The 23,559-nt window shown below is 48.8% G+C and carries 20 protein-coding genes; 3 read left to right on the top strand and 17 right to left on the bottom strand.

Annotated features, from left to right (window positions below; translation table 11 throughout):
- Positions 1-6 precede the first annotated feature (6 nt).
- The 4 genes from ACY2VW_RS09345 to ACY2VW_RS09330 all read right to left on the bottom strand — a co-directional run bounded on the left by ACY2VW_RS09345 (position 7) and on the right by ACY2VW_RS09330 (position 6,022).
- Complete coding sequence (locus tag ACY2VW_RS09345) at positions 7-954, bottom strand: ABC transporter permease (protein ID WP_118595903.1); 948 nt, start codon at positions 952-954, stop codon at positions 7-9.
- A gap of 126 nt (positions 955-1,080) precedes the next feature.
- The gene (locus tag ACY2VW_RS09340) at positions 1,081-2,631 is read right to left on the bottom strand and encodes an ABC transporter substrate-binding protein (RefSeq protein WP_461877879.1); all 1,551 of its coding nucleotides are present in this window, start codon (positions 2,629-2,631) and stop codon (positions 1,081-1,083) included.
- 166 nt (positions 2,632-2,797) lie between these two features.
- Entirely contained in the window at positions 2,798-4,411 is a 1,614-nt protein-coding gene (locus ACY2VW_RS09335) for an apiosidase-like domain-containing protein (protein ID WP_461877878.1), read from the bottom strand.
- 147 nt (positions 4,412-4,558) lie between these two features.
- The gene (locus ACY2VW_RS09330) at positions 4,559-6,022 is read right to left on the bottom strand and encodes an alpha/beta hydrolase domain-containing protein (RefSeq protein WP_461877877.1); all 1,464 of its coding nucleotides are present in this window, start codon (positions 6,020-6,022) and stop codon (positions 4,559-4,561) included.
- 432 nt (positions 6,023-6,454) lie between these two features.
- Between ACY2VW_RS09330 and ACY2VW_RS09325 the strand changes: the two genes are divergently transcribed.
- Positions 6,455-7,726, top strand: a complete 1,272-nt coding sequence (locus tag ACY2VW_RS09325; RefSeq protein WP_461877876.1) for a prolyl oligopeptidase family serine peptidase — start codon at positions 6,455-6,457, stop codon at positions 7,724-7,726.
- A 91-nt stretch (positions 7,727-7,817) separates the two neighbouring features.
- Here the strand turns inward: ACY2VW_RS09325 and ACY2VW_RS09320 are convergent, their stop codons facing one another.
- The 7 genes from ACY2VW_RS09320 to trkA all read right to left on the bottom strand — a co-directional run bounded on the left by ACY2VW_RS09320 (position 7,818) and on the right by trkA (position 15,259).
- Entirely contained in the window at positions 7,818-8,621 is an 804-nt protein-coding gene (locus tag ACY2VW_RS09320; protein ID WP_461877875.1) for an alpha/beta hydrolase, read from the bottom strand.
- Positions 8,622-8,734: 113 nt separating this feature from the next.
- Positions 8,735-8,947, bottom strand: a complete 213-nt coding sequence (locus ACY2VW_RS09315) for a small, acid-soluble spore protein, alpha/beta type (RefSeq protein WP_349142876.1) — start codon at positions 8,945-8,947, stop codon at positions 8,735-8,737.
- A 240-nt stretch (positions 8,948-9,187) separates the two neighbouring features.
- Positions 9,188-9,472: an HPr family phosphocarrier protein gene (locus ACY2VW_RS09310; RefSeq protein ID WP_461872858.1), complete on the bottom strand. Its 285-nt coding sequence runs from the start codon at positions 9,470-9,472 to the stop codon at positions 9,188-9,190.
- Between the two features lie 136 nt (positions 9,473-9,608).
- A complete protein-coding gene (locus ACY2VW_RS09305; protein ID WP_461877874.1) occupies positions 9,609-10,985 on the bottom strand; it encodes an MATE family efflux transporter in 1,377 nt (458 codons plus the stop codon).
- 160 nt (positions 10,986-11,145) lie between these two features.
- The gene (hisC, locus tag ACY2VW_RS09300; protein WP_461877873.1) at positions 11,146-12,225 is read right to left on the bottom strand and encodes a histidinol-phosphate transaminase; all 1,080 of its coding nucleotides are present in this window, start codon (positions 12,223-12,225) and stop codon (positions 11,146-11,148) included.
- A gap of 163 nt (positions 12,226-12,388) precedes the next feature.
- Positions 12,389-13,831: a TrkH family potassium uptake protein gene (locus tag ACY2VW_RS09295; RefSeq protein ID WP_461877872.1), complete on the bottom strand. Its 1,443-nt coding sequence runs from the start codon at positions 13,829-13,831 to the stop codon at positions 12,389-12,391.
- A gap of 15 nt (positions 13,832-13,846) precedes the next feature.
- Entirely contained in the window at positions 13,847-15,259 is a 1,413-nt protein-coding gene (gene trkA / locus ACY2VW_RS09290; protein ID WP_461877884.1) for a Trk system potassium transporter TrkA, read from the bottom strand.
- A 132-nt stretch (positions 15,260-15,391) separates the two neighbouring features.
- Here trkA and ACY2VW_RS09285 point away from each other — a divergent pair, with 132 nt between their 5' ends.
- Positions 15,392-17,233: a S8 family peptidase gene (locus ACY2VW_RS09285; RefSeq protein WP_461877871.1), complete on the top strand. Its 1,842-nt coding sequence runs from the start codon at positions 15,392-15,394 to the stop codon at positions 17,231-17,233.
- Between the two features lie 89 nt (positions 17,234-17,322).
- On the opposite strand, the gene ACY2VW_RS09280 is transcribed toward ACY2VW_RS09285, so the two are convergent.
- From ACY2VW_RS09280 to ACY2VW_RS09265, 4 genes are all read right to left on the bottom strand, one after another.
- Entirely contained in the window at positions 17,323-17,715 is a 393-nt protein-coding gene (locus tag ACY2VW_RS09280; protein ID WP_461872863.1) for a VOC family protein, read from the bottom strand.
- A complete protein-coding gene (locus ACY2VW_RS09275) occupies positions 17,706-18,704 on the bottom strand; it encodes a carbohydrate kinase family protein (RefSeq protein WP_461877883.1) in 999 nt (332 codons plus the stop codon). The genes ACY2VW_RS09280 and ACY2VW_RS09275 overlap by 10 nt, the downstream gene beginning before the upstream one ends.
- 245 nt (positions 18,705-18,949) lie before the next feature.
- Positions 18,950-20,308, bottom strand: a complete 1,359-nt coding sequence (locus ACY2VW_RS09270) for a GntP family permease (RefSeq protein WP_461877870.1) — start codon at positions 20,306-20,308, stop codon at positions 18,950-18,952.
- A gap of 63 nt (positions 20,309-20,371) precedes the next feature.
- On the bottom strand, positions 20,372-21,991 hold the full coding sequence (locus ACY2VW_RS09265; protein WP_461877869.1) for a mannitol dehydrogenase family protein: 1,620 nt from the start codon (positions 21,989-21,991) through the stop codon (positions 20,372-20,374).
- Positions 21,992-22,249: 258 nt separating this feature from the next.
- On the opposite strand from ACY2VW_RS09265, the gene ACY2VW_RS09260 reads away from it, so the two are divergent.
- Positions 22,250-22,765, top strand: a complete 516-nt coding sequence (locus ACY2VW_RS09260) for a helix-turn-helix domain-containing protein (protein WP_461877868.1) — start codon at positions 22,250-22,252, stop codon at positions 22,763-22,765.
- Positions 22,766-22,810: 45 nt separating this feature from the next.
- On the opposite strand, the gene ACY2VW_RS09255 is transcribed toward ACY2VW_RS09260, so the two are convergent.
- Complete coding sequence (locus ACY2VW_RS09255; protein ID WP_461877867.1) at positions 22,811-23,227, bottom strand: hypothetical protein; 417 nt, start codon at positions 23,225-23,227, stop codon at positions 22,811-22,813.
- A 13-nt stretch (positions 23,228-23,240) separates the two neighbouring features.
- A complete protein-coding gene (locus ACY2VW_RS09250; RefSeq protein WP_461877866.1) occupies positions 23,241-23,420 on the bottom strand; it encodes a hypothetical protein in 180 nt (59 codons plus the stop codon).
- Positions 23,421-23,559: the final 139 nt, after the last annotated feature.

Genomic DNA, 23,559 nt, shown 5'->3' with positions numbered 1-23,559 from the left:
TTCCTCCTAGATCAGCGCGCTGTCGCGGTCAATTTTACGTACCAGCAGGTTGGCGCCAAGCACCAGAATAAATCCTACGATCGACTGGTAAACACCGGCTGCGGCAGACATCGAAACATTGCCCATCTGAAGCAGTCCGCGGTATACGTAGGTATCAATTGTGTTTGTTGTGGAATACAGAGCTCCCTGGTTCATCGGTACCTGATAAAAGAGACCGAAATCAGAGTAGAAAATTCTTCCGATTGCCATCATGGTCAGCATGATAATGGTCGGGCGAAGAAGCGGCAGGGTGATATATTTGATCTGCTGCCATCTCGTCGCACCATCGATTTTGGCTGACTCATAGAAGGATTTATCAAATCCCATCAGTGTTGCCAGATATACAATACAGTTGTAACCAACCGACTTCCATGCACTGACGAAAACCAGGATAAACGGCCAGTATTTCGGCTCCGAATACCAGGAAACCGGATCTTTTCCCAGCGCCTTTAAAATCGTGTTGTTGATGAATCCGTTTTCTACGCTGAAGAATGCGAAAACAAGATATCCAATGATAACGGTGGAAAGAAGGTTTGGAAGAAGGATGGCACTCTGATAAACTTTTTTCCGTTTTCCTTCCAGCTCACTTAAGATAATAGCTACTGCAATTGCCAATGTTGTGTTGATTACGATAAATGCCACGTTATAGAGAATCGTATTTCGTGTAATAACAAAGGCATCGCTTGTCGTAAACAGATATTCAAAGTTTTTCAGTCCTACCCATGGACTTCCGTAGATGCCCTTTCCGGCATTGTACTGTTTGAATGCAATTACGAGGCCCGGCAGAGGCATGTAATTGTTGATAAACAGATAAATGAGGCCCGGCAGCATCAGAATATAGATCGGCAGAAAGCGTACAAATGTTTTTCGTCTTTTCTGGCTCTTCTGACTTTTCACTCTTGCCATGTTTTTCATTCTCCTTTTTTCTTATCCGCAGCCGGTCCTGAAGCGTTCCGGTTTTGACAGATTTTTCTCTTCTTACAACCTGCGCCGTCCTGTTTTTGGGACGGCGCAGTCATTTTTTGATCTAAATTCTAAACTTTATTTGTTTGCTTCCTGCCATGCTGCAAGCTGTGCCTTTTTCTCATCGATAATCTTCTGGAGGCCTGCAGTCATCATCTTATCATTCATCTCAGCAATTCCGGTCTCCGGGTCTACAAAGCCGTACTCTACGCTGGTCTGATACTCGTTGTATACGTTCTGTACTGCTGTGAGCTCGTTTGCCACATTTGTGCTGTCAAAGGAGAAACCGCTTGCTTTGGAAACCTTTGCATTGGTGTTAAACTCTTTCATCTCTGTCCACAGATCCGGGTCATTTCCTTCCCATACGTGGGTCAGGAACTGGTTCGGCATCATCCATCCCATGGAATGGTTCCATCCGGAGTTGGATGCGTCTACACCGTCTGCGTAAGTAGCAAGTCCGTCATCGCCAATTTTGTAATGTGTTCCTTCGATGCCCCATGCCAGAAGATTTGCAACATCAGCATTCGTGTAGCACTCGTTCAGGAATTTCATAGCTGCTTCTTTGTGCTGTGCAGAAATCGGAATAGTCCAAGGCATACCAGCCACTGAAGTAGAACTGATATAGTCCTCCAGGGTCTGGAAAATTGTCATATCACGGCCGGTCAGAGTGGTCTCCTGCGCTTTGATGCCAGGCTTTCCACCTGTGGTATAGCTCATCAGAGTTCCGGCTTTTACAAGCTCACCAACTGCTGTTGTATCGGTCGATGCATCGGCACTGATATAGCCTTTCTGATTGTAATCATACAGTCTTGCGCAATAATTCTTGTAGAAATCGCTCTCGAAGAGATTGACAACATCAAGGTTCTGGCCATAGTCAAGCAAAACACCAAACACATTTCCACCAAGGGAGTCTACGTTGGAGAACTGAGACATAGAACCTGTTGTCGGACGATAAACCTCTTTGTCCGGATATTTTTCATGCAACTGCGCATAAATATCATTTAATTCATCCAGACTGATTTTTACAATCTCATCATCACTTTTTACTTCGTAGCCAATTCCATCCAGATACTCTGTTGCGATTGCAGCACATCCACGTCCCTGTGCAATGTCCCGGTTGCTTGGAAGGCCATAGAGAACTCCGTTTACACGGCAGGCATCAATGTTATCCTGTCCAACTGCTTCTGCGATGTCCGGTCCGTAGGTTGCAAGAAGATCGTTCTCATCCAGATCGGAAAGGTATCCCTGCTGAATTCCGGTCTGATACGAGAATCCTACGCATGCAAGCACATCGATTTCCTCGTTTGCGGAAAGCGCCAGCGTCGTATTCTGATTAAAAGATCCAAAATCGGTAATAGAAAGCTCAACTTCAACGCCAATCTTATCTCTTGTAATATCATTGATTGCTTCCTGTACTTTCTCGGTGTCTGCCGGAGCACCCGTCCAGGTCGGGAAGCTTACGATGATTTTCTCTACTTCTCCGCTTCCGTTCTCTGCTGTGCTGGATGCGGTACTCTTATCCTTGGAATCTGTCTTACTGGAATCCGAGCTTCCACCGCTGCTTCCGCATGCAGCCATGGAGCATGCCATGATCGATGCCATGAAAATCGCTGCTACTTTCTTTTTCATTCTTTCATCCTCACTTTTATCTTTTTGTTTTGTTTCGTTTTTGAGTTTCGGCCGTGACTCATTTGATGATCTTATTATATCTGCTTTCCCACCTCCAAAAAAGAACAATTCTGCGATGAATTTGCACTTTTCTGCGGTTTCTTTCCACATTTTGTATGGTTTTTTATCACTTTTCGGCTTTTTCTATGCATTCTGCTATCAGCATCCAGTCTCCATCCGCCGGCTTCTTAGGCATAATGCACGACTCCCCTCGCACTTCCACCTTAGTTTCTGCTCTTTCTGTCTGTCCCGTTCTCGGATCAAACCAGGAAATTGCATAACTTCCGTCACAAAGGCCTGTGATCGGTGTACTCATGCCATCCATCTCTCCGTAATAAATTAGTGCTCTCGTTTTATCCCGGCTGATCGTGGCAGCCGCAAGCTTATTGGCAAACGGGCTGATACTCTCTTCCATTTCTGCCGGATCGTACGGCACCATCTCCTCAAAATGATGTTCTTCATAAAAACGTCTCAGATATCCCATCTGTGCGCCTCCGGGGCCGTCAATGGCTTTTGCCCAGGTGATACCAAACTTGTTGAATGCATTAAAATCCGGGTTGATGTCGCTTACCTCCCAGATATTATCCCAGATGCCCTGCGCACCGTATGTATAGCCGCAGCCGCCGGTCTGGACTGCCATGTATGCCACGCGGCGCAGCATTGCATCGGTGCAGAGCCGGGTTCCGTTTTCTTCCAGTGTGGAACAGTATTCATACAGCGACTCGCCTTCAATGAACGGTTTTGTTCCGTGTTTCTTCCGATAGGTCCGGTACCAGGACGGATTGATCGGAAAATCGCCGTGTCCGGCCTGATTCAGCACAAAATCAAACCACGATTCGTCATAATAGTAATCTGCAAACGGGCGTTCATTCGTGTAATGTGCGGTCTGCAGTGTTCCATAGCCGTCCATTTTTTCCACATACTTTGCGACCTCACGCCAGCCTTTGATGGCTGTTTCCCGCGGTTTTCCCGGAAAGTAGCCTGCCACTTCGCCTGCCAGCGTCCACACAACCGGAAGGGCGCCATAACGGGCAATGATGTAGCGTGCCAGATGTTTCTGGTGCTCTACGCCCTGTTCGATCGATCCGGACCAGGCAAAGCCGAGTGCATTGATAAAGCCGAGATCGGCGAGATACTGCATGCGGCGGTCAAGTTCCTTCTGATAAAATGCCACATTTGGCACATCATCCGTTGCATCTGTTTCCCAGTAACGACTCTTCTGTTCCTTCCAGCTGTCGCTTCGAAGGTTCGTCTGATAAACGTTATAGCCCTGTTCCTTCCTGCGATCCGCCATGCCACGGAACATGCTTGTCATCTGCGGATGGTTCGACTCATCCCACCGCTCACCAAAAGCAAATTCCCAGTGCGTATCGCCGAGCCAGAAAAACGGTGTTCCGTCTGCATACGCCAGATATTTTCCTGATGGATGCACTTTCAGAAATCCGTGCTGATAGATAGCAAGCTTTCCTTCGTATGGAATACATTCGATTGTTCCCTGCACTCCGGAAAGTCCCGTCTCCTCCGGTGCTTCCAGTCTATAGCTCCACATTCCGGTTTCGGTCGGCGCAAAGGCAATCCGATAGGTATTTCCGCCGTCCCAGTATGCTTCTCTTCTGATCTTTCGGCCGGAAGGCCCTGTAAAAATTCCCAGGACCGAAACATCGAGGAATGGATTGTCGTATGTTTTCTCACTTTGAAACGATAAAATAATTTGTCTCCACTGTTCTGCTTTCATCCCCATTTTGTTTTCTCCTTTATCTGCACAGAGCGCGCCCGGCTTTTCTTTCGGGTACGCTCCTCGAATCTGATTTTATGGTTGTCGTTCACTTCCGGTGAACGGCAACCTTTATTCTGTTCAAAAGCCGGCTGTATCTGTTTGTTATTTTTTTTATTCCAGCCCGCGTTTTTTTGCAAGCTCCACGGCAATCTCAACCAGCTCCGCCGCATCCTCGCGGCAGACAAAGCCTTTCGTTACCTGCTCTTTTGTGTTTTTCTCTGCCATTTCCCGGTAATGTGCCAGTGTTCCGTACAGCTCTTTTATCATTTCTTTCGAAAACGCCTGCTGATAACCGAACAATCCTTCCTTTTCCGATTCCGGATCCAGGAAATTCTGGCCTTTTTCAATATCGCTGGTATTGCTGTATCTTCCGGTTGGATAGTCAAGGAGGCAGGTACGCAGTCCACCGATTGTATTTCCGAAAGCATCCTTTTTGTTTTCTCCGTCGCTGTCAACCGCAATCCGGTCACAATGCGCCGGAGCTGCGCCTGTCCGTACCCAGGTAAAGAGATTCCGAAATGCTGCCGCAAAAAGAATCTGGGACGGATAGTCGTTTCCTTCCTCATTTTTTCCCATATAGAATGGCAGATGGTTGATCCGCACCAGATCCGGATCGTTCTGATAGTAGTCCACATAGCTATAGGAAGTGTCATGGCTTGCACCCGTCACATCATACTGGCGGAACAGGAACTCCGGATCATCGCTGTCCTGCTGGGCAATGCGCCATGCTTCCATTCTTCCGTTTTCACTCTCCGTCTGCACAGCGATAAACGGCTCGCGCGCCTTTTCCACACGTGTCAGACTGTAATGGTACGGAGCCATGGTTTCATACTGGTTGACCGGAATACCAAGGGAATGGACTCCTCCTCCGGAAAGGTAGCCATCAAATACACACGCACCGCGTGCCACCTCCGGACGATACGCAAAGCTGTTCAGATAGCGGAACAGATACGAACCCGACTGTGACCAGCCCGTCAAATAGACGTATTCTCTCTTATATTCCCGAATCGGATTCTGCTCCTCATCACCGCGCAGCAGCCACGCCAGGTCTGTCAGCATGTCCCAGAAAAGACCCGTTTCGTAATCATGATTCAGATCTCCGAGTCCGCCCGTGGCCTGCAGGCGCTCCGAGAACGGCACATCCGGCGTCGGGTTGGCCCAGGAAAGACGGCCATACCGATTTTCATCAAACTCTACCATTTTGGCGATCGTATTCGGTTTGCTTGTGATTCCCACATAGATATCTCCGTCCCGTACAAATTTCTTCCAGCCGAGAATCCACATGCGGTCAATCTCCATAAAACTCGTTGGGTTGATGATCTCCACTACAACGTTTCCGCTGCATTTTGCAGTGTCCTGCGGTGCACGGACGATGATGCGGTTTGTATACGGCGCATCCGCAGTGCGCACACGGACGCCGCCGCGCTCGTCGGCAGTCTCATAGACATTGGCCGTTCCATACATATAATATTCCTTCTCCACATAACCGCGCTCCGACAGCTTCAGGTAACGCTCCGCACTGGCAAACGGATAGCTTTCTTTCGTTACCGGAATCTCCTCTAGTCTTGTAATCATCTCGTAAAACCTCCCTTTTACCTTGTATAATTTTATTATTCCATATCGCTTCAACGCGGAAAACAACGATTCTGCGGTTTTTTGACACTTTTCTGCGGTTTCTGTTTCGGTCAGATTTTTTCCGTTTCAGAAATAAAGCCACAGAAAAAGCGTTATAGTTCACTGGTATCCAGCTAACAGCAATGAAAAAGCATCTCCGTGCAAATTTATCTCTGATTTGTACTTTTTCTTTTGAAATGCCTGTAGTAAACTGGTATTGTCGGGCAGAAAAAAATTCTATCATTCCCAATACCGTCTTTTCTGCCCATGCAAACAACTGTACTCTCAAGCTTTTTCTGTACCTGATTTTGTGAGATGATTTCTTGTCAGCCGCAAAAGCAAGTGCAGAAAGACGCTGAGCGTACATTCCGTACCAAAGGAGGGTTTTTACAAATGAACGGAACTTATTATACCATTACCGAAGTTTTTGATTTCGGCCCGCATATTTCGAAAGTAATTCTTGATTACGGCAAAAGCATGAAGGGTGCGGCTCCATCCCCGGAGCAGTTTACGGTACACGTTACCCGTACTTCTACCGAAGGTGAGGATTTTGTCTGGCCAAACTTTATGGGCGACAAGCCGGATGACTCGATGGACGGAACCCGCCGCGTTTCGAACGTTTACGTTTCCGACAAAAGCGGCGCACCGTGTGAGGACGGCACCTGCCTGACGCTGGAGCTGCCGTGTTTTATCATGGAAGGAATCGGCTCGATCATCAAATTCAATGGTAATTTTAATGTATTTGTCAAAGTCGCTTACGATGTGACACAGACCTCTGAAATTGCAACAGACGATGGTGCCATTTCTCCGCAGACGTTCGACGTAGACGGCGGAAACCGCGTCATCTACGGTGAATGGCTCAAAGAAAACCGCTACGAGGATCCGCAGATTCCGCTCTCTTACGTTTACTACGAGCCGGAAATGGATGCGGATAAGAAAATCCCGCTGATCATCTGGCTGCACGGCGCAGGTGAGGGCGGACAGGAGCCGCCGATTGCAGCAATCGGAAATAAAGTTGTAAACCTGATTTCCCCAAAGGTTCAGAAAATTTTCGGCGGCAAGACCTACCTGCTTGCTCCACAGGCTCCAACCATGTGGATGGATGACGGAACCGGCGAATATACCAAAGACGGTTCTTCCAAATATACCGAAGTTCTCGATGCTCTGATCGGCGCTTTCGTGGATGCGCATCCGCAGATCGACCGTTCCCGCATCTACATCGGCGGCTGCTCCAACGGCGGCTTTATGACCATGAAACAGATCATTTTCAACCCGTCCCGCTACGCTGCCGCATATCCGGTCTGCGAGGCTCTGGCGGATGCATTTATCTCCGATGAAGACATCCTGAAGCTCAAAGATCTGCCGATCTGGTTTACACACGCAAAAACCGACCCCGTTGTCGTTCCGGATGATTTTGTCGTTCCAACCTATGAACGTCTGGCAAAGGTCAATCCGAATGCACACTTCACCTACTGGGACAAGGTACTCGATCACACCGGAACCCAGAAAAATGCAGATGGCACCCCGTTCGAATACATCGGCCACTGGTCCTGGATCCCGATGCTGAACGATGAGTGTGTCCTCGATTATGACGGCAAACCGGTTATGACAGACGGAAAAGAGACTCCGATTCTGGAGTGGATGGCTGCACAGAAAAAGGCATAATTTTACTGATCTGACTGACAGCAAAAAAAATGGTGTGGAAACGCCTCGAAAGGGGTTGTCTCCACACCATTTTCTGTTTTCATCCGTCTTATCAGATCTGCCGCTTTCCACCAGCGGCATAGCCGTCGGTTCTCGGAATCCATTTCAGAAATTCTTCGACTGCCAGATTCCAGAATCTCCACTCATGGGTGTAACCCGGTACGGATACCCAGGTGACGTCCACTCCGTTTTCTTCCAGATAATTCTTGAACTCTGTATTGATCTCATACAGCATATCGTTTTCTCCGCAAGTCACATACAGCGGCGGGATTTTCTTTCCTTCTACAATGGCTTTTTTTACCAGCCATTTCACATCCAGCGGGCCGTCGATCAGGCCTTCCACTTTTTCCGGATCGCCTACCGGCATGACAGCACCGGAGAATGCGCCGATCGCTGCGAACCGTTCCGGATTGGAAAGGCCGTGCAGCAGTGCGCCGTATCCGCCCATTGATAAGCCTGCGATGTAGCTGTGTTCCGGCTCTGCGGAAATTGGGAAGTAATTGGTTACAAATTCCGGAACTTCTTTTGCTACGAAATCGAAAAACGGTTCGCCGTCCAGAGAATCATGATAGAATTTATTTTCCCCCGAAATCATCACAACTGCCATGTTTCTCTCTTCTGCAAACAGCTCCACATTCGTATAGCCGGTCCACTGTGCATGGTTGTTGCCCATGCCGTGCAGTAAATACAGCACCGGATATTTTTCCTTCACCTCATGTGTCGGCGGCACCGGGTTCTCATTTCCCGGCATCGGAAGCTGCATCGCCTCCGGAATCGTCACGCTTGGAAGAATGACCGTGATATCCACGGTTCTTTTTAACGCATAAGAAATAAAGTTACATACAAGTTTTGCCATTTCTCCATTTTTCTCCTGTCTTTAGAATTTTTATTGACCTTTTGCGGCCCCATGCATTCAGTATAAACCTTTTGTTCTGATATTCCAATAGACACGGATTAAAAAGGAACCGGTTATCTTTCTCCTGCTTCTTTCTGCTCTTCCGCCGCCATCTGCCGCTTCCGCCGTGTCACAAGGCCGCCGATCCGCCCCGTCTCTTTTGCAGTGAGCGACCGCCAGCCATCGTTCAGCACGCGGTCTAAAAGCCCCAGCTCGTCTGCGATTTCGTATTTCATCTTTTCTTCCTCCGTCATATGTCCCAGATCAATTTTCTTCTGCTTTGCCATTTTGTTCTGCACTCCTTTTCTCTGCATTTTTTGCTTTATTCAGAGTGTGAACATTTTTTCCGGCCTTATACCTCCTGTTTAGGAAACTTTTCTGACGATGTGTCTGCGAAACCGACCACCGCAGCTTTCCCGAAAGCGTATTTGAAAAAACCTCGCTTTTTGAAACACGGTCCGGTTTCCCATTCCGTTTTTCAAAAAGCGAGATCCTTTTCTTTATTTCTATTCTATATTCCTATCTTCTCACTCCGGCGTCTCTCCGAGCCCGCTTTTAATTGCGGCAACAGCCGCCTGAAGTGCTTCCTCTTCATCCTCTCCGCTGCTGCAGATCTCAATGATGTCTCCCTGCCTGATTCCTGCGGCGACGATACTCAAAATACTCTTCAAATTCACTGTTCCCTGCATCCCGTTGTTTTCATAGGTAAACGACATGGAAGATTTGTACCGGCTTACACTGTTTGACAAATTTACCGCGTTTAAAAGATGCAGTCCTGACGGATTGACAATCGTTACTTTTTCACTTACCATCTTACGTTCCACCTGTCTTTCCTTTGTAATCCGCTCATTTTTCTTTGAAAAATGGCTACTTACTCATTTTTTGACCTTTTGACCCTAGTATCGTTATAGTATAACACAGTTTTGTTAATACAGTTTGAACATTCTGTTAGATACTTTTCAATTCTTTCCGCTTACTCAGCTGACTGAAGAACAGGTAATAAATAAAGTATGCAATCGTTGTGATTACCCACGACAGCGGATAGCAGAAGGCTGCTCCTTTTAAGGAGTGGAAATGCGGCAGAACCGCCGTCATCCACACGATACGTACTCCGCAGATTCCTATTCCGGTGATAAACATCGGAATCCATGCATCTCCGACACCGCGGAGTGCGCCGGAAAGGATTTCGATGGAAATATAGGTGAAGAAGGTCGGCACCAGGAAATGGATCAGTCCGTGACAGATTTCACGCACCGCCGTATCTGTGGTAAACAGAGAAATCAGGATATCACCGATAAACCACATAAACATGACCATCAGACCCGTCATCAGAAATGCCATGATCATACTGGTGCGCACACCGCGGTGTACACGATCCATCTTTTTCGCACCGTAGTTCTGGCCGACAAACGTCGTAGCCGCAATACCGAGCGCATTGATCATCATCCAGAAAAGACCGTCCACCTTACCGTAAGCCGCCCACGCAGCCACATTGTTGGTTCCAAGCGAATTGACGGCAGACTGAATGATTACATTCGATACCGAGTACAGAATCGACTGTACGCCTGCCGGAAAACCAATGCGGACAATTCGTTTCAGCATAATCCAGTCAATGCTGATTTTCCGCAGATGAAGCCGGTAAATATCTCTGGTCCGCATCAGAGAGCCCATAACAAGAACCGCACTGATGATCTGAGACAGAATGGTCGCAAGCGCCGCGCCCATAACACCCATCTGCAAACCGACAACAAATAAAAAGTCAAGCGCGATATTGGTCATACAGCAGATGATCAGATACAGCAGCGGACGTTTCGAGTCGCCGACCGCACGCAGGATACCGGAACCCATGTTGTAAATCAGGTTTCCGATGGTTCCAAGGAAATAAACACGCATATAAATCAACGCATAGTTTACAACGTCATCCGGCGTGTTCATCAGATCGAGCATCCACCTCGAGCATCCAATACCGACTACTGTCAGCACAATACCTCCGAGAATGGAAAAAGCAATGGACGTATGTACTGCCCACTGAACCTTGTCCTCTTTATTGGCTCCGTAATGCTGTGAAATAACAACTGTCGCACCACTCGAAAGGCCGACGAAAAATCCGACCAGCAGATTGATCAGCGTACCTGTCGTTCCGCCGACCGCCGCAAGTGCCTGTTTTCCAAGAAAGTGTCCGACAATCATGGCATCCGCCGTGTTGTAAAGCTGTTGGAAAAACGTTCCGAACAGAATCGGCAGGAAAAAGATCAGAATCTGCTGCCAGATAACACCTTCCGTAATCTGATTTACCTTTACTACTTCTTTCTTCTCTTTGTTCATACCCAAATACCTTCTAAAACTGCCGCCGGATCTCATGGCTGAGTCCGACGGCAGTCCCCCTTTAAAATTTTCTTCTGCTCCTTTGCAGATACTCTTCTTCTGTTTTATATTTTCAGCTGCTTCATCCCTCTTGGCAATCGGATATTCGCAATCCGCTTCGCTATCTGCTTGATTCGGTTAAGTAATCTTTCAAGAAATCAAACAGCGTCTGCATTTCTTCCCGCGTGCCAATCGTAATACGCAGATAATTGTCAATGCGGGGTTTCTCAAAGTAACGCACATAGATATGGCGTTCCCGGAGTGCCTGAAAAATCTTCCTGGCCGGTACACTTTCGTGCGTTGCGAAAATAAAATTCGATTTTGAATCTTCGAAAGAAAATCCCAGCTTTTTCAGCTCCTCCTTCGACCACTCTCTCGTTTCCACCACTTTTTTCACCGTCTCACGGAAGTATTCCACATCGCGGATTGCTGCGGCCCCGGCTGCGATCGTGGTCTGATTCATGGTATACGAATTGAAGGAATATTTCACATCGTTCAGATACGAAATCATCTTCTCATTTCCGATTGCATAACCGATGCGCATGCCGGCAAGCGAACGGGATTTTGATGTTGTCTGCACAACCAGCAGGTTTTCATATTTTTCCAGCAGCGGCTGCGCAGTGGCTGCTCCGAAATCCACATATGCCTCATCCACAATCACAACCACATCCGGGTTATGCTGCAGAATCGATTCGATCGCAGAAAGCGAAAGCTCCACACCCGTCGGTGCATTCGGGTTCGGGAACACAATTCCGCCATTTGGATGGTTCTCTGCAAAATACTGCTCCGGCACAATGCAGAAATTCTCATCGAGCGGGACCTGCTCGTACGGAATGCGGAATTCCTCCGCCCAGACATCGTAGAAGGAATATGTAATGTCCGGGAAAAGAATCGGTTTGTCAGAGTTAAAATACGTCATAAACGCCATCGCCAGAACGTCATCCGAACCGACGCCGACAAAAATCTGTTTCGGGCTTACGTGGTAGACATCCGCGACCGCCTGCACCAGTTCTGCCGCGGTCGGATCCGGATAGAGACGGAGGGTATCCTCTTCTGCTATCCGTCTGATCGCCTCTGCGGCCTTTGGTGACGGCGGATACGGATTCTCATTCGTATTCAGCTTGATCATGTCAGCCTCATGCGGCTGCTCGCCCGGTACATACGGCACAACTTTTCTTACATTCTTTTCCCAGTTACTCATAAGTTCCTTCCTTTCTGCCTGTGGTCAGGAAATGCACCCTGCCTTTATTCCGTCTTTCTGTTTTTTTGGGAAACCCCCGTGAATCGTAATCATTTTTTCTTTCCCTTCCGCACCCGGCAGTTCCCCGCCGATGCGAAGTCCCTTTTCTTCCCGGTGGACTGCTTTATCCTCTCTTCTTCCAGGTAGACGGATAGAAAAGGATCAGCATCGGGAACAGTTCCAGACGGCCTGCCAGCATATCGAAAATCAGAATCAGCTTGGAAACCGGACTGTATCCGAAGAAATTGCTGGTCGGTCCTACCTGGTCAAGACCAGGACCGATGTTGTTCAGCGTTGCGGCAACTGCCGTGAAGTTTGTCTCGAAGGAAAATCCGTCAATACTGATGATCAGCATGGAAAAGCTGTAGATCACCAGATAGACAATCAAAAATACGTTGATCGCCCGCAGAACCTCATGTTCTACCGGGTGATCGTCAAAACGGATGCGCTTGATACTGCGCGGATGTACAATCGAACCAAGCTCTTTTTTCACGGTTTTTAAGAGGATCAGGATTCGCGAAACCTTGATTCCGCCTCCCGTTGAACCGGCGCAGGCTCCGATGAACATCAGCATCACCAGAATACATTTTGACAGCTCCGGCCAGAGATTAAAGTCCGTTGTGGAATAACCCGTTGTCGTGATAATCGATCCGACCTGGAAAAAGGCAGTTCGTACCGCCTCACCGACGGAATGGTACATCGGGTAGGTATTCCAGGAAATCACGCCTCCTGCCAGAAGGATAATCAGAAAATACGCTCTTACCTCCTGGGATGAAATGGCGGCTTTTCCTTTTTTGCACAGCATCAGATAATAAAAGTTAAAGTTCACACCGAACGCAATCATGGCGATTGTCAGAATCCACTGCTGCAGTGGTGTGTACACCGCACAGCCGCTGTTTAATACGGCAAAGCCTCCGGTTCCGGCAGCACCCATGGCGAGTGTGACAGAATCAAATGCCTTCATGCCGGAAAGCAGCAGGGCAGCAATGGTAAAAAGCGTCATGCCAAGATAAATCTGATACAGAATTTTTGCTGTTCCCCGTACGCGCGGAACAAATTTGGAAACGGTCGGTCCCGGGCTCTCTGCCTTCATCAGGTTCATGACAGAACCGCCCTTCATCGGAAGCAGCGCAAGGATGAAAACAAGAACACCCATACCGCCAATCCAGTGGGAAAAGCTTCTCCAGAACAGGCTGGCGTGCGAAAGTGCTTCCACATCGCTCAAAATGCTGGCTCCTGTCGTTGTAAAACCGGAAACAATCTCAAACAGGGCATCGATATAAAACGGAATTTCCCCCGTAATCACAAACGGAACCGCACCGAAAACACCAAGGACAACCCAGCTTAACGAAACGCAGACAAACCCGTCGCGGGAATAGATTTCCATATTGGACGGTTTTCTGAAGCAGAGGATCAGACCGGCCGCAATGCAGAGCAATCCCCAGATAAGATACGCAAAGCCTGCCTTTTCCTGGTACATGGCCCCGATCAGCGCCGGAAGCAGCATCAGCATGCCTTCCACTTTCAGCACCCAGCTGATGACAAAACGAATCATTTTATAGTTCATAATCCGCTTCCCCCGTTACTCTGCCAGAATCTCATGGATGTCCTGAAGACCGGTTTCCGTTGTTACAATGATAACGGAGTCTCCTGCCTCAAAGGAATCCTGTCCACCCGGAATGATGACCTTTCCCTGTCTGTTAATCGCTGCTACCAGAAGGTTCGGCCGTGTTTTCATATCCTGCAGACGGATGCCGATCATACGGCAGTTCTGGTTCACGATAAACTCAAGAGCCTCTACGCGGTCTTCCATCAGCTTGTACAGCGTCTCAACGTTGCTTCCGATGGAGTTTTTCATTGCCCGGACATACTGCAGAATGTACTCTGCGGTGATATGTTTCGGGTAGATCAGGCTGTCCAGGTTCAGGCTGTGGATGACATCATTAAATTCCAGATGGTTGATTTTCGTTACAACCTTTGAGGATACCTTCTCTTTCGCATACAGCGACAGAATGATGTTTTCTTCATCCATATCGGTGCAGGCTACAAACGAGTCCATATCCTGGATACGCTCCTCTTTTAAGAGCTCCTGATCACTTCCGTCGCCGTAAATAACGGTTGCATCCGGCAGTACCTCGCTTAAAACCTCACAGCGGTCCTTGTTTTTCTCGATAATTTTAACATCGACGTTCATATCTGCCAGTGATTTTGCAAGGTAATACGTAATTTCACCGCCGCCGACGATCATCGTGTTATGTACTTTGTTTGTATGAACGCCGATTTTCTTGAACAGGCTCTCTGCGTTCTGCGGTGTGGTAATGATAGAAAGGCTGTCTTTCGCCTGAATCACAAAATTTCCGTCCGGTATATAAACCTCGCCATTCCGTTCAACGGCACAGACCAGAAGGCTGTACTGGAGTGCTCCGGCCAGCTCGCGCAGCGACATATGGACAATTTTTGATGTTTCCGGCACTTTGAAGCGCAGCATTTCGATTCTTCCGCGGGAAAAACTGTCGATCTCGATCGCAGACGGAAACCGCAGCAGTCTTGCCATTTCCATGGCGGCCGCGTGCTCCGGGTTGATGATCATGGACAGACCCAGCTTTTTGCGGATAAACTCTCTTTCTTCCCGATACATCGGGTTTCGGACTCTTGCGATGGTGTGGCAGTCTGCCGCCTGTTTGGCGATGACACAGCAAAGCAGGTTCATTTCATCACTTTTGGTTACGGCAATCATCAGATCCGCGTGCTCAATATCCGCCTCCTGAAGCACCTGATAGCTTGCTCCGTTTCCTACAATTCCCATAACGTCGTAGGTGTTGGAGACGTTGCGGACGACAATACTGTCTGTGTCGATGACCGTCACATTGTTGTCCTCACGGCTCAACTGGGCGGTCAGTGCGGTTCCGACTTTTCCGCAGCCCACAATGATAATTTTCATGTTCTCTCCCTTCAATGCAAAAGCATTTCGCGTAAAATAGTAAAGACCCGCCATGCGGCATCGTGAAACCATTTTTCGATGCACTCCAAAAAGCAGATCTGTACCCCTATTGTACGATGGCGATTATATCATATTTCCCGGAAAAGCGGAATAGATTTTAACAACATTTTGGACGGAGTTTTTGTAATGATTGACCAAAAAAGGGAAAACCTGTTGAACCTTGCGCTTGCCGCGACGGAAGTTGAACGGCGGCGTGCGCCGGAGCTTTCGGCAGGTTATAACGCTTCCGGCAAAACCTGGGAAATAATTGTACAGTATCAGGGGGATCTGGCCTTTCTGGAGGGGCAGGGGGTGCGTGTGACGCTGCTGCTGTTTTCGTATGCCATTCTTCTGGTACCGGAGTCTCTGATGGATTACGTAACGGAACTGCCGCAGATTACGTATCTGGAAAAGCCGAAGCCTTTGTTTTTCGCGGATGCGTTTGCCCGGAGCGTATCCTGTATTTCACCAGTACAGGAGGGGATTTCCGGGCTGTATGGGGACGGGGTGCTGCTCGCGTGCATTGACTCGGGCGTGGACTATGCGCATCCGGATTTCTGTGCATCAGACGGGACAAGCCGGATTGCACTTTTATGGGATCAGACGATTCCGGGAAATCCTCCGATGGGGTATGCACTCGGATCGGTGTATACACGGCGGCAGATCAATGAGGCTCTTGCGGCTTCTTCGCCCACGGAGCGGTTTGCCCTCGTACCGTCCCGCGATGTGACGGGGCATGGGACGGCGGTTCTCGGAATTGCCGCCGGAAACGGGCGATCCTCTGCGGATGGAGCCATGCGGGGTGTGGCACCGGAGGCGACGCTCGTTGTCGTAAAGCTTGGAAATCCTGATCCGGCGGATCTGCCGCGGACATCGCAATTGCTGCAGGCAGTGGATTTCTGTGTGCGGTATGCGCTGCTGGTGGAACGGCCGCTTGTAATTAATTTGAGCTTCGGCAATAATTACGGTTCACACAGCGGGGAATCGCTGCTTGAAACGTATCTCAATGCAGTGTCAAATTTAGGGCAACATGTGATCTGTATCGGGGCCGGAAATGAAGGGGATACCGGACGCCATTATGCCGGGAACCTGAAGTCGGATCGAAAGTCGGCCGGCCAAACGCAAACCGTCCGCGTGACGTCCGCACTTTCCAATCCTCCTGCGGTTTCGGCAACGGCTGACCAGTCTGTCTCCGTCGAATTTCAGGTCGGCGCTTATGAATCCTCGTTCAGTCTCCAGATCTGGAAGGTTTATGGAGATGAAATTTCGATCGAACTGATTTCCCCCGGCGGCATCCGCTCCGGCACGCTTTCTCCCGTCCTCGGCACGGCGCGTCTGACGCTTGGTTCGACAGAACTTCTCCTCTTTTATGGCATGCCATCCCCCTACAGCCAGGCGCAGGAAATTTACCTGTCCTTTCAGGGCGCAGGAAACCATCTGTCCGTTGAGAACGGTATCTGGACCTTGCGCCTCATCCCCGGCCGCCTCATTTCCGGTTCCTTTGACCTCTGGCTTCCCGGCGGAAATGCCATCGGTTCACAGACCCGCTTCTTCTCTCCCACTACCGACACCACGCTCACCATCCCTTCCACCGCCCGCTCCTCCATCACGGTCGGTGCCTACGATCCCCGCCTTTCCTCCTATGCCAGCTTCTCCGGCCGCGGCTACACCCGTATTCTCCACGAAGTCAAACCCGATCTCGCCGCCCCGGGAGTCACCATCCCCGCTCCCCGTTCCGGCGGCGGCTATGCTTCCTTCACCGGCACCTCGTTTGCCACGCCCTTTGTATCGGGAAGCGCCGCTCTTATGATGGAATGGGGCATTCTGCGCGGAAATGATCCGTTTTTATATGGCGAAAAACTGAAAGCTTATCTCATCGCAGGCGCAAAACCCATCGCATCCGAGAGCGAATACCCGAACCGGCGGGTGGGATGGGGGACATTGTGCCTCAGTGAAAGTCTGCCCGGTTACAGCAAAACCGGAACGTAACGCAAAAAACCTCTGCCGGGCAAAAAATTTGCTCCCCGGCAGAGACTTTCCTGTTAATACTGTCTTCCATTTCGCATGGCTTGGAATCGTTACAAGTACTGGCTGAATTCTACTTTTTCTTTATTCGGTCCTTCGATTGTGAAGAAGCGGACACCATTTTCCCAGAACGGAAGGAAATGTACTTCATCCTGCGTCGTATTCAGACCGGCCCCGGTAATCATTTCGTGAACCTTTTCGATATCCTTTACGTCAATCGCCACATGGTCGATTGCGCCGGATCTCAGCGCTGCAGCTTTGTTTTCGTACGTTTCGATCACAAGTGTTCCAAGCTTTAAAAATGCCACTTTCTCATCCGCCGCCTCATTTACGGTACGGAATGCCATTTCAAATCCAAGTTTTTCATAAAACGCAATCGTCATCTCAATATCGTTGGTTGGAATACCAACATGCTGGATTCCATTTAACTGCTCTCTTAATTCCATTTCTTATCCCCCAGTCTTTTTTCCACCTGCGCCAGATTTGGCATGGCCGGAATAGCACCTTTTTTCTCTACACAAAGGCTTGCAACGGCGTTTCCAAAACGGGCAAATACTGCCAGTTCTTCCTGCGTCAGCTCCTCCGGACGTTTTCCCGACTGACTGATCTGATATAAAAATCCGCCCCAGAAAGAATCACCCGCACCGTTGGTGTCTGCCACCTTTTCCACCGGAAATCCCGAAACGGTGCATCCACCGTCTTTGCTGTAAAGATATGCTCCATTTCCGCCAAGTGTCACTACAACTATTTTTACACCCTGATGATATAATATTTCCGCTGCTTTTGCAACATTTTGCTCCCCGGTCAGAAGTGCTGTCTCTTCATCTGAAATTTTCATCAGATCCACATACGGAATCAAGCTTCTCATCTGCTCTTTTGCGGTATCTTCATCCGGCCACAGAGAAGCGCGGTAATTCGGATCATAGGAAATAATGCTTCCCTTGTTTTTTGCTCTTTTCACCGCATAAAATGTCGTATCGCGCGCCGGCTGGTCTGTCAGGGACAGAGAACCCACATGGAAAATACCGGTCTGATCCAGCACGTCGATATCCAGTTCCTCTTTCCGGATCTGAGTGTCTGCTCCGGGCTTCCGTGCAAAAGAAAACGACCGCTCGCCATCCTCACTGACCGCCACAAATGCAAGTGTTGTAAAATAATTCTCATCCAGGAGCATTCCTTTTGTTTCTACCTGCTCTTTTTTCAACACATCACGCAGAAATTCTCCATGCATATCTTTTCCTGCTTTGCCAAGAAATGCCGTGCGCGCACCAAGTTTTGCCGCTGCAACGGTTACATTTGCCGGAGCTCCTCCGGGATTTCTCGCATACAGCGTCTGACCGTCCGCATTTTCTCCCTGCGGTGTAAAATCGATCAGGATTTCCCCGAATGCAGTAATATCATAAATGGAACGGCAAACGGAATCATTGGTGTCCATCAAAAGAGAGGCTTCCAGAAGACGCTCCAGAATTTTATCACATTCCGTCTCATTGTCCGTATGAACGTGCAGTTCTCCTGTTTCAAATTCCGGCAGACTCAGCACGCCAAGCATAGATTTCGCATCGACCATATACCGTCCGCAGCAAAGCTCCGCATCATACGGAATTCTCTCCGCGATGCTGACCAGCTTTCTTGCATTCTGCATCGTACCTAATACTACTTTTGCAATCATTTTTCTCTCTCCTACGCAAACAGGCTAATCACAACGGCACAGACCAGACCGGTCAGGCCAACGATGGTTTCCATGATCGTCCACGATTTTAATGTCGTTTTCTCATCCATTTCGACCAGCGAGCTGACCAGCCAGAAACCGGAATCATTTACATGGCTGAACGCAGTCGCACCACCGTTGATGGCACAGACCATCGCCGCAAGATAAACCGGGGACAGCTGTGCGACACCCGGCATAGCTGCCATAATTCCGGCTGCCATCGTCATGGCAACCACCGCCGCTCCAACGGACGCACGGATCAGCGCCGCAATCAGAAATGCAACGAGCACCAGAGGCAGTCCGCTCTTTTCCAGCGCCGGTCCGATAATCTCACCCATTCCGCAGTCCTGCAGTACCCAGCGGATAATTCCGCCTCCGGTGATAACCAGCAGAATCTGCCCTGTCGGACGTAAGGCGCGGTCCAGAATTTTCTTCAGCTGCTCTCCATCATACCCCTGTTTCTTTCCCAGAAAATACATCGCACACAAAACCGCGATAATCAGCGCAACAAACGGAGTTCCAAGAAATTCCAGTGCCGGACGAACCACATCGATTCCCGGAATATATTCGGAAATCGTATTGCAGAGGATCAGTACCAGCGGAACCAGAATAATACAAAGTACCGTTGAAAATTTCGGGAGCTTTGCCTCCTCTGCCTCGCGCACTTCCTGAATACTCAAAGGAAGTCCCGTGTCAATCCGGCTGCCGATAAATTTCGACCACAGAATTCCGGCGAACAGCAAGGATAAAATTCCAACCGGCACACCGACTGCGATCATAACGCCAAGGTCAACATGGAGCATATTGGCAACCAGCACAGAACCGGCAGACGGTGGGATAAACGCAAATCCGGTCGCCAGTCCGGCCAGCAGCGGAATTACATAATATAATGTAGATTTTTTCGTCTTCTTTGCCAGACCGAACGCCAATGGGATCAGAATGACAACACCCGCTTCAAAGAATACGGTTGTTCCGACAACCAGTCCGGTGATGCCAAGTGCAATTCCTGCTTTTTTTTCACCGAACTTATTGATCAGTGTCTGCGCAACACACTGCGCACCACCGGACACCTCAAGGATTCCGCCGAACAGCGAACCAAGTCCGATCAGCAGGACAATCCCCTGCAGTGTCTCGCCCGCTCCCTTTTCCACGGTGCTGACCAGCGTCGGAACCGGCATTCCGGCACCGAGCCCGATCACCAACGCAGAAATCAACAGGGATAATACCGGGTGAATTTTGAATTTGATAATCAACAGCAGCAGTAACACAATTCCCGCTGCCGCAGCAATAAGAAGTCTTGCTGGCTCTGCCGCAAATACCACTTCCGTCATTTTACTCTTACCTCCTGCCCCGTCCACTGCTGATTTTCCAACAGCGGACGAGTATTTTTTCTTTTATTTCTGTACGTATTTATGAATCGTCGCTTTCACGGCTCCCGGTCCTGCGATCATTTCACGGAACATACCCTCGATCTTCTCTCCTACGCCGTCTTTGTAAAGATCAGTAAAGAACAGGCGCTCGTTAGAAAGAATCGGACGGAGCTGATCGGTGAAAGTTTCCGGTTTTCCGACTACGATATCTTTAAACTGCTCCTGAAGTTCCTCATTCATCGGGTCCGGGGCAAGTTCAAATTTTTCTCCGTTATCATCCACACCGAGCATGTAGCGCAGCCATCCTGCAATGCCGAGCGGAATAGCGGTCAGGCGGGAGGCATCGCCGAATTTCTTCACGTATGCTTTGATGGTTTCACCAAAGCGGATGCCGACCATCTGGGAAACATCGACGGCAAGGCGGAGGTTGGTGTCGCCCAAATACTCATTCGGGAAACGGTCGTTGAACAGCTCGTCAACGAATGCCTGCGGGGAGAGGATGCCAGGATCTGCCACAACAGGAAGTCCCTCGTCGTAAGCAACCATACGTGCCATTTTCATCATATCTTCGTTAGTATTCAGCATATGGGCAAACAGGTCATAGCCAAGTACGACACCGAGCGGTCCGGTTGCGGAGTGCACCGGGTTCAGGCATACGGTTACTTTCATTCTCTCGGACAGATTGACCGTATTGCGGTCTGCCATATAAACGCCAAATCCTTTTTCCAGTGCCGGTCTTCCGTTCGGGAAGCTGTCCTCAATGACAAGGTACTGCGGTTTCTCTGCATTGACAAACGGTGCAATGTATGTTTTCTTTCCGGTGATGACCGGCTGCATATCCTCTACACCAAGAGCCTCCAGATCATCGGCGATCTGCTCGCTTGGACGAGGGGTGATCTTATCAATCATGGTCCATGGGAATGCAACGGTTTTCTCATCGCTCACATATGTCATAAAGTCATCATCCACAAAACCGGCTTTCTTCCACTCTTCTGCCATAGTCAGGACGGATTCGCGCAGTTTTGCACCATTCTGGGAACAGTTGTCCATAGAAACGAGTGCAATCGGATATTTTCCTGCTTTATAACGAGTCAGCAGCATTGCAACGAGAACTGCCATTGCGCCGGTCGCTTTGTCCGGTCCGTTCTTGATATCTGCCTCAACGAACGGGAACCAGGTTCCGTCTGCTTTCTGCAGTGCATAGCCTTTTTCAGTGATGGTGAACGAAACCATCTGCAGAGACTTGCTTGCAAAGATTTCTTTCAGACGATTCCACTGTGCCGGATCGGAGGACTGTGCCTTTACTGCCTCTGCGAGTGCGCCAAGTACCTTGTACTCACGGGTTCCATCGCCGTGCAGAATGACATTCAGTCCCAGATTGTCGTATGGTTTGTAGATTTTGTCTACCACATCATAATCAAATGTCTCCACGCAGGTAATACCGCGGTCCAGAACTCCTTCTTCCAGCAGTCCGTCTGCGATTCCGCCGATAAAAACACGGAAAATATTGCCGATTCCAAAATGCACCCAGCCCGGCTCTTCCTTTGCCTTTTCGGACACTGCCTCCACATCATATCCCGGAAGCGCAATTCCTGCCTGCTCCCATGCTGCACGGTCTTTGATTCCATCTCTTGTTAATTTCATGTTGATTCCTCCTTGTTTTTCTTTTCGTTCTACTTTCGTCTTTGACTTATGTTTATATCTAAGTTGTAAGTGAATTATATATCTATGTGATATAAAATTCCATTGACAAAAAACACAATTTTACAATTTTGTTTTTAGCTATTTTTACCAGATTTCAAAATTCTCTCTTTCATGATCCTTCTTGTTAGCCCTCGCCAAATCAAGTATAATAAGCTTTATCATGCATATATTTTGAAAGGTACGAGGGAGGATCTTCTCATGGGAAAACAATCCACCAGGGAAAATAAGACAATTTACCAGATCTGCCGCGAAGAAGCCGGTCTGACCAGAGCGGAAGCCAGCGAAAAAATGACAGCTGTTTCTGATTCTAAAATCGAAAAGTTTGAATACGAAATGCAGGAGCCTGCACCTTACGATATTATCCAGATGGCGGACGCCTATCACCGCCCGGATCTCTGCAACTATTACTGCTCACACAAATGTGAAATCGGCCAGCGTTACGTTCCGGAAGTGGATGTATCGGATCTCCCCGACATCATTCTCGAAACCATCGCCAGCCTGAACGAAATCAATCCGCTCACCTCACGCCTGATCCAGATCGCACGCGACGGGAAAATCAGTGATGACGAAATCAAGGATTTTGCCTTTATCAGCAACAAACTGGACGAAATTTCTCTGGCTATTGATTCCTTAAACCTCTGGGTAGAGAAAACCGCCGGGGAGCAGGGGCTGAATATGGAAATGCTGCGTGAAGAGAAAGAAAAGCAGAAATAGGCACAAAAAAGGCAGTGAACTTTTTCTTCGTTCACTGCCTCATTTTTACATCCGCTGTAACTGATCTACGATATTTTCAATTCTCCGGATCGCCTCTTCGACCTGGCGTTTTGCGGTGCTGATTCGGTCCTGGACCATCCAGTCTACGAAGAAGCCGTCGAAGAAATAATCTGCAAAAGTGAGAAAATCTCCGATGTCAAAATTTAAGTCGCAGGCCATATTCACATCCCGCAGTTCTCTGCTGAAATTCCGCAGATCGTATTTGGCCTGCTCCATATTTTCTTTTGCCTGGTCGATTTTGGAATGTTTGATCATGGTGGTGAAAAATCCGCCGCCGAACATATCGACCAGGCCCCAGTTTTTTGCGCTGTTCAGATTATCTCTTGCTGTCTCCAGGCTCGAAATTGCTTTTCTTCCTGCGTCAATGGCTTCTCTTTTTTCTTTCTGGATATCATATGTCATATGTTTGTCCTCCTTATCTTGCGGAATGTGATGCTGCAAGTGCAATCACGCCGCCGATCAGTAATAATGGAAATGCGATGTGGATCAGTCCGCCGAGCACCATTCCGATTAAGATGACCGGTAAGAAAACAACTGTGCAAAGCAGTTTCAGGATTCCCCAGGATGCTCTGAGTCCAAATTTGACACTCCCCACAGCTAAAGCAGGGGGATTCTTGTTTCTACCACTACTGCATTGACGAATACTTTACGGTACTGCAATGTCTTACACAGTGTCCACAAGCTATGTTTATCCTGTTCCCGTATGCCCTACGGTACAGCTTTTTATCTTTATG

The sequence above is a fragment of the Fusicatenibacter sp. genome, from assembly GCF_977045365.1.
This window is presented reverse-complemented; position numbering and strand designations above follow the sequence as displayed.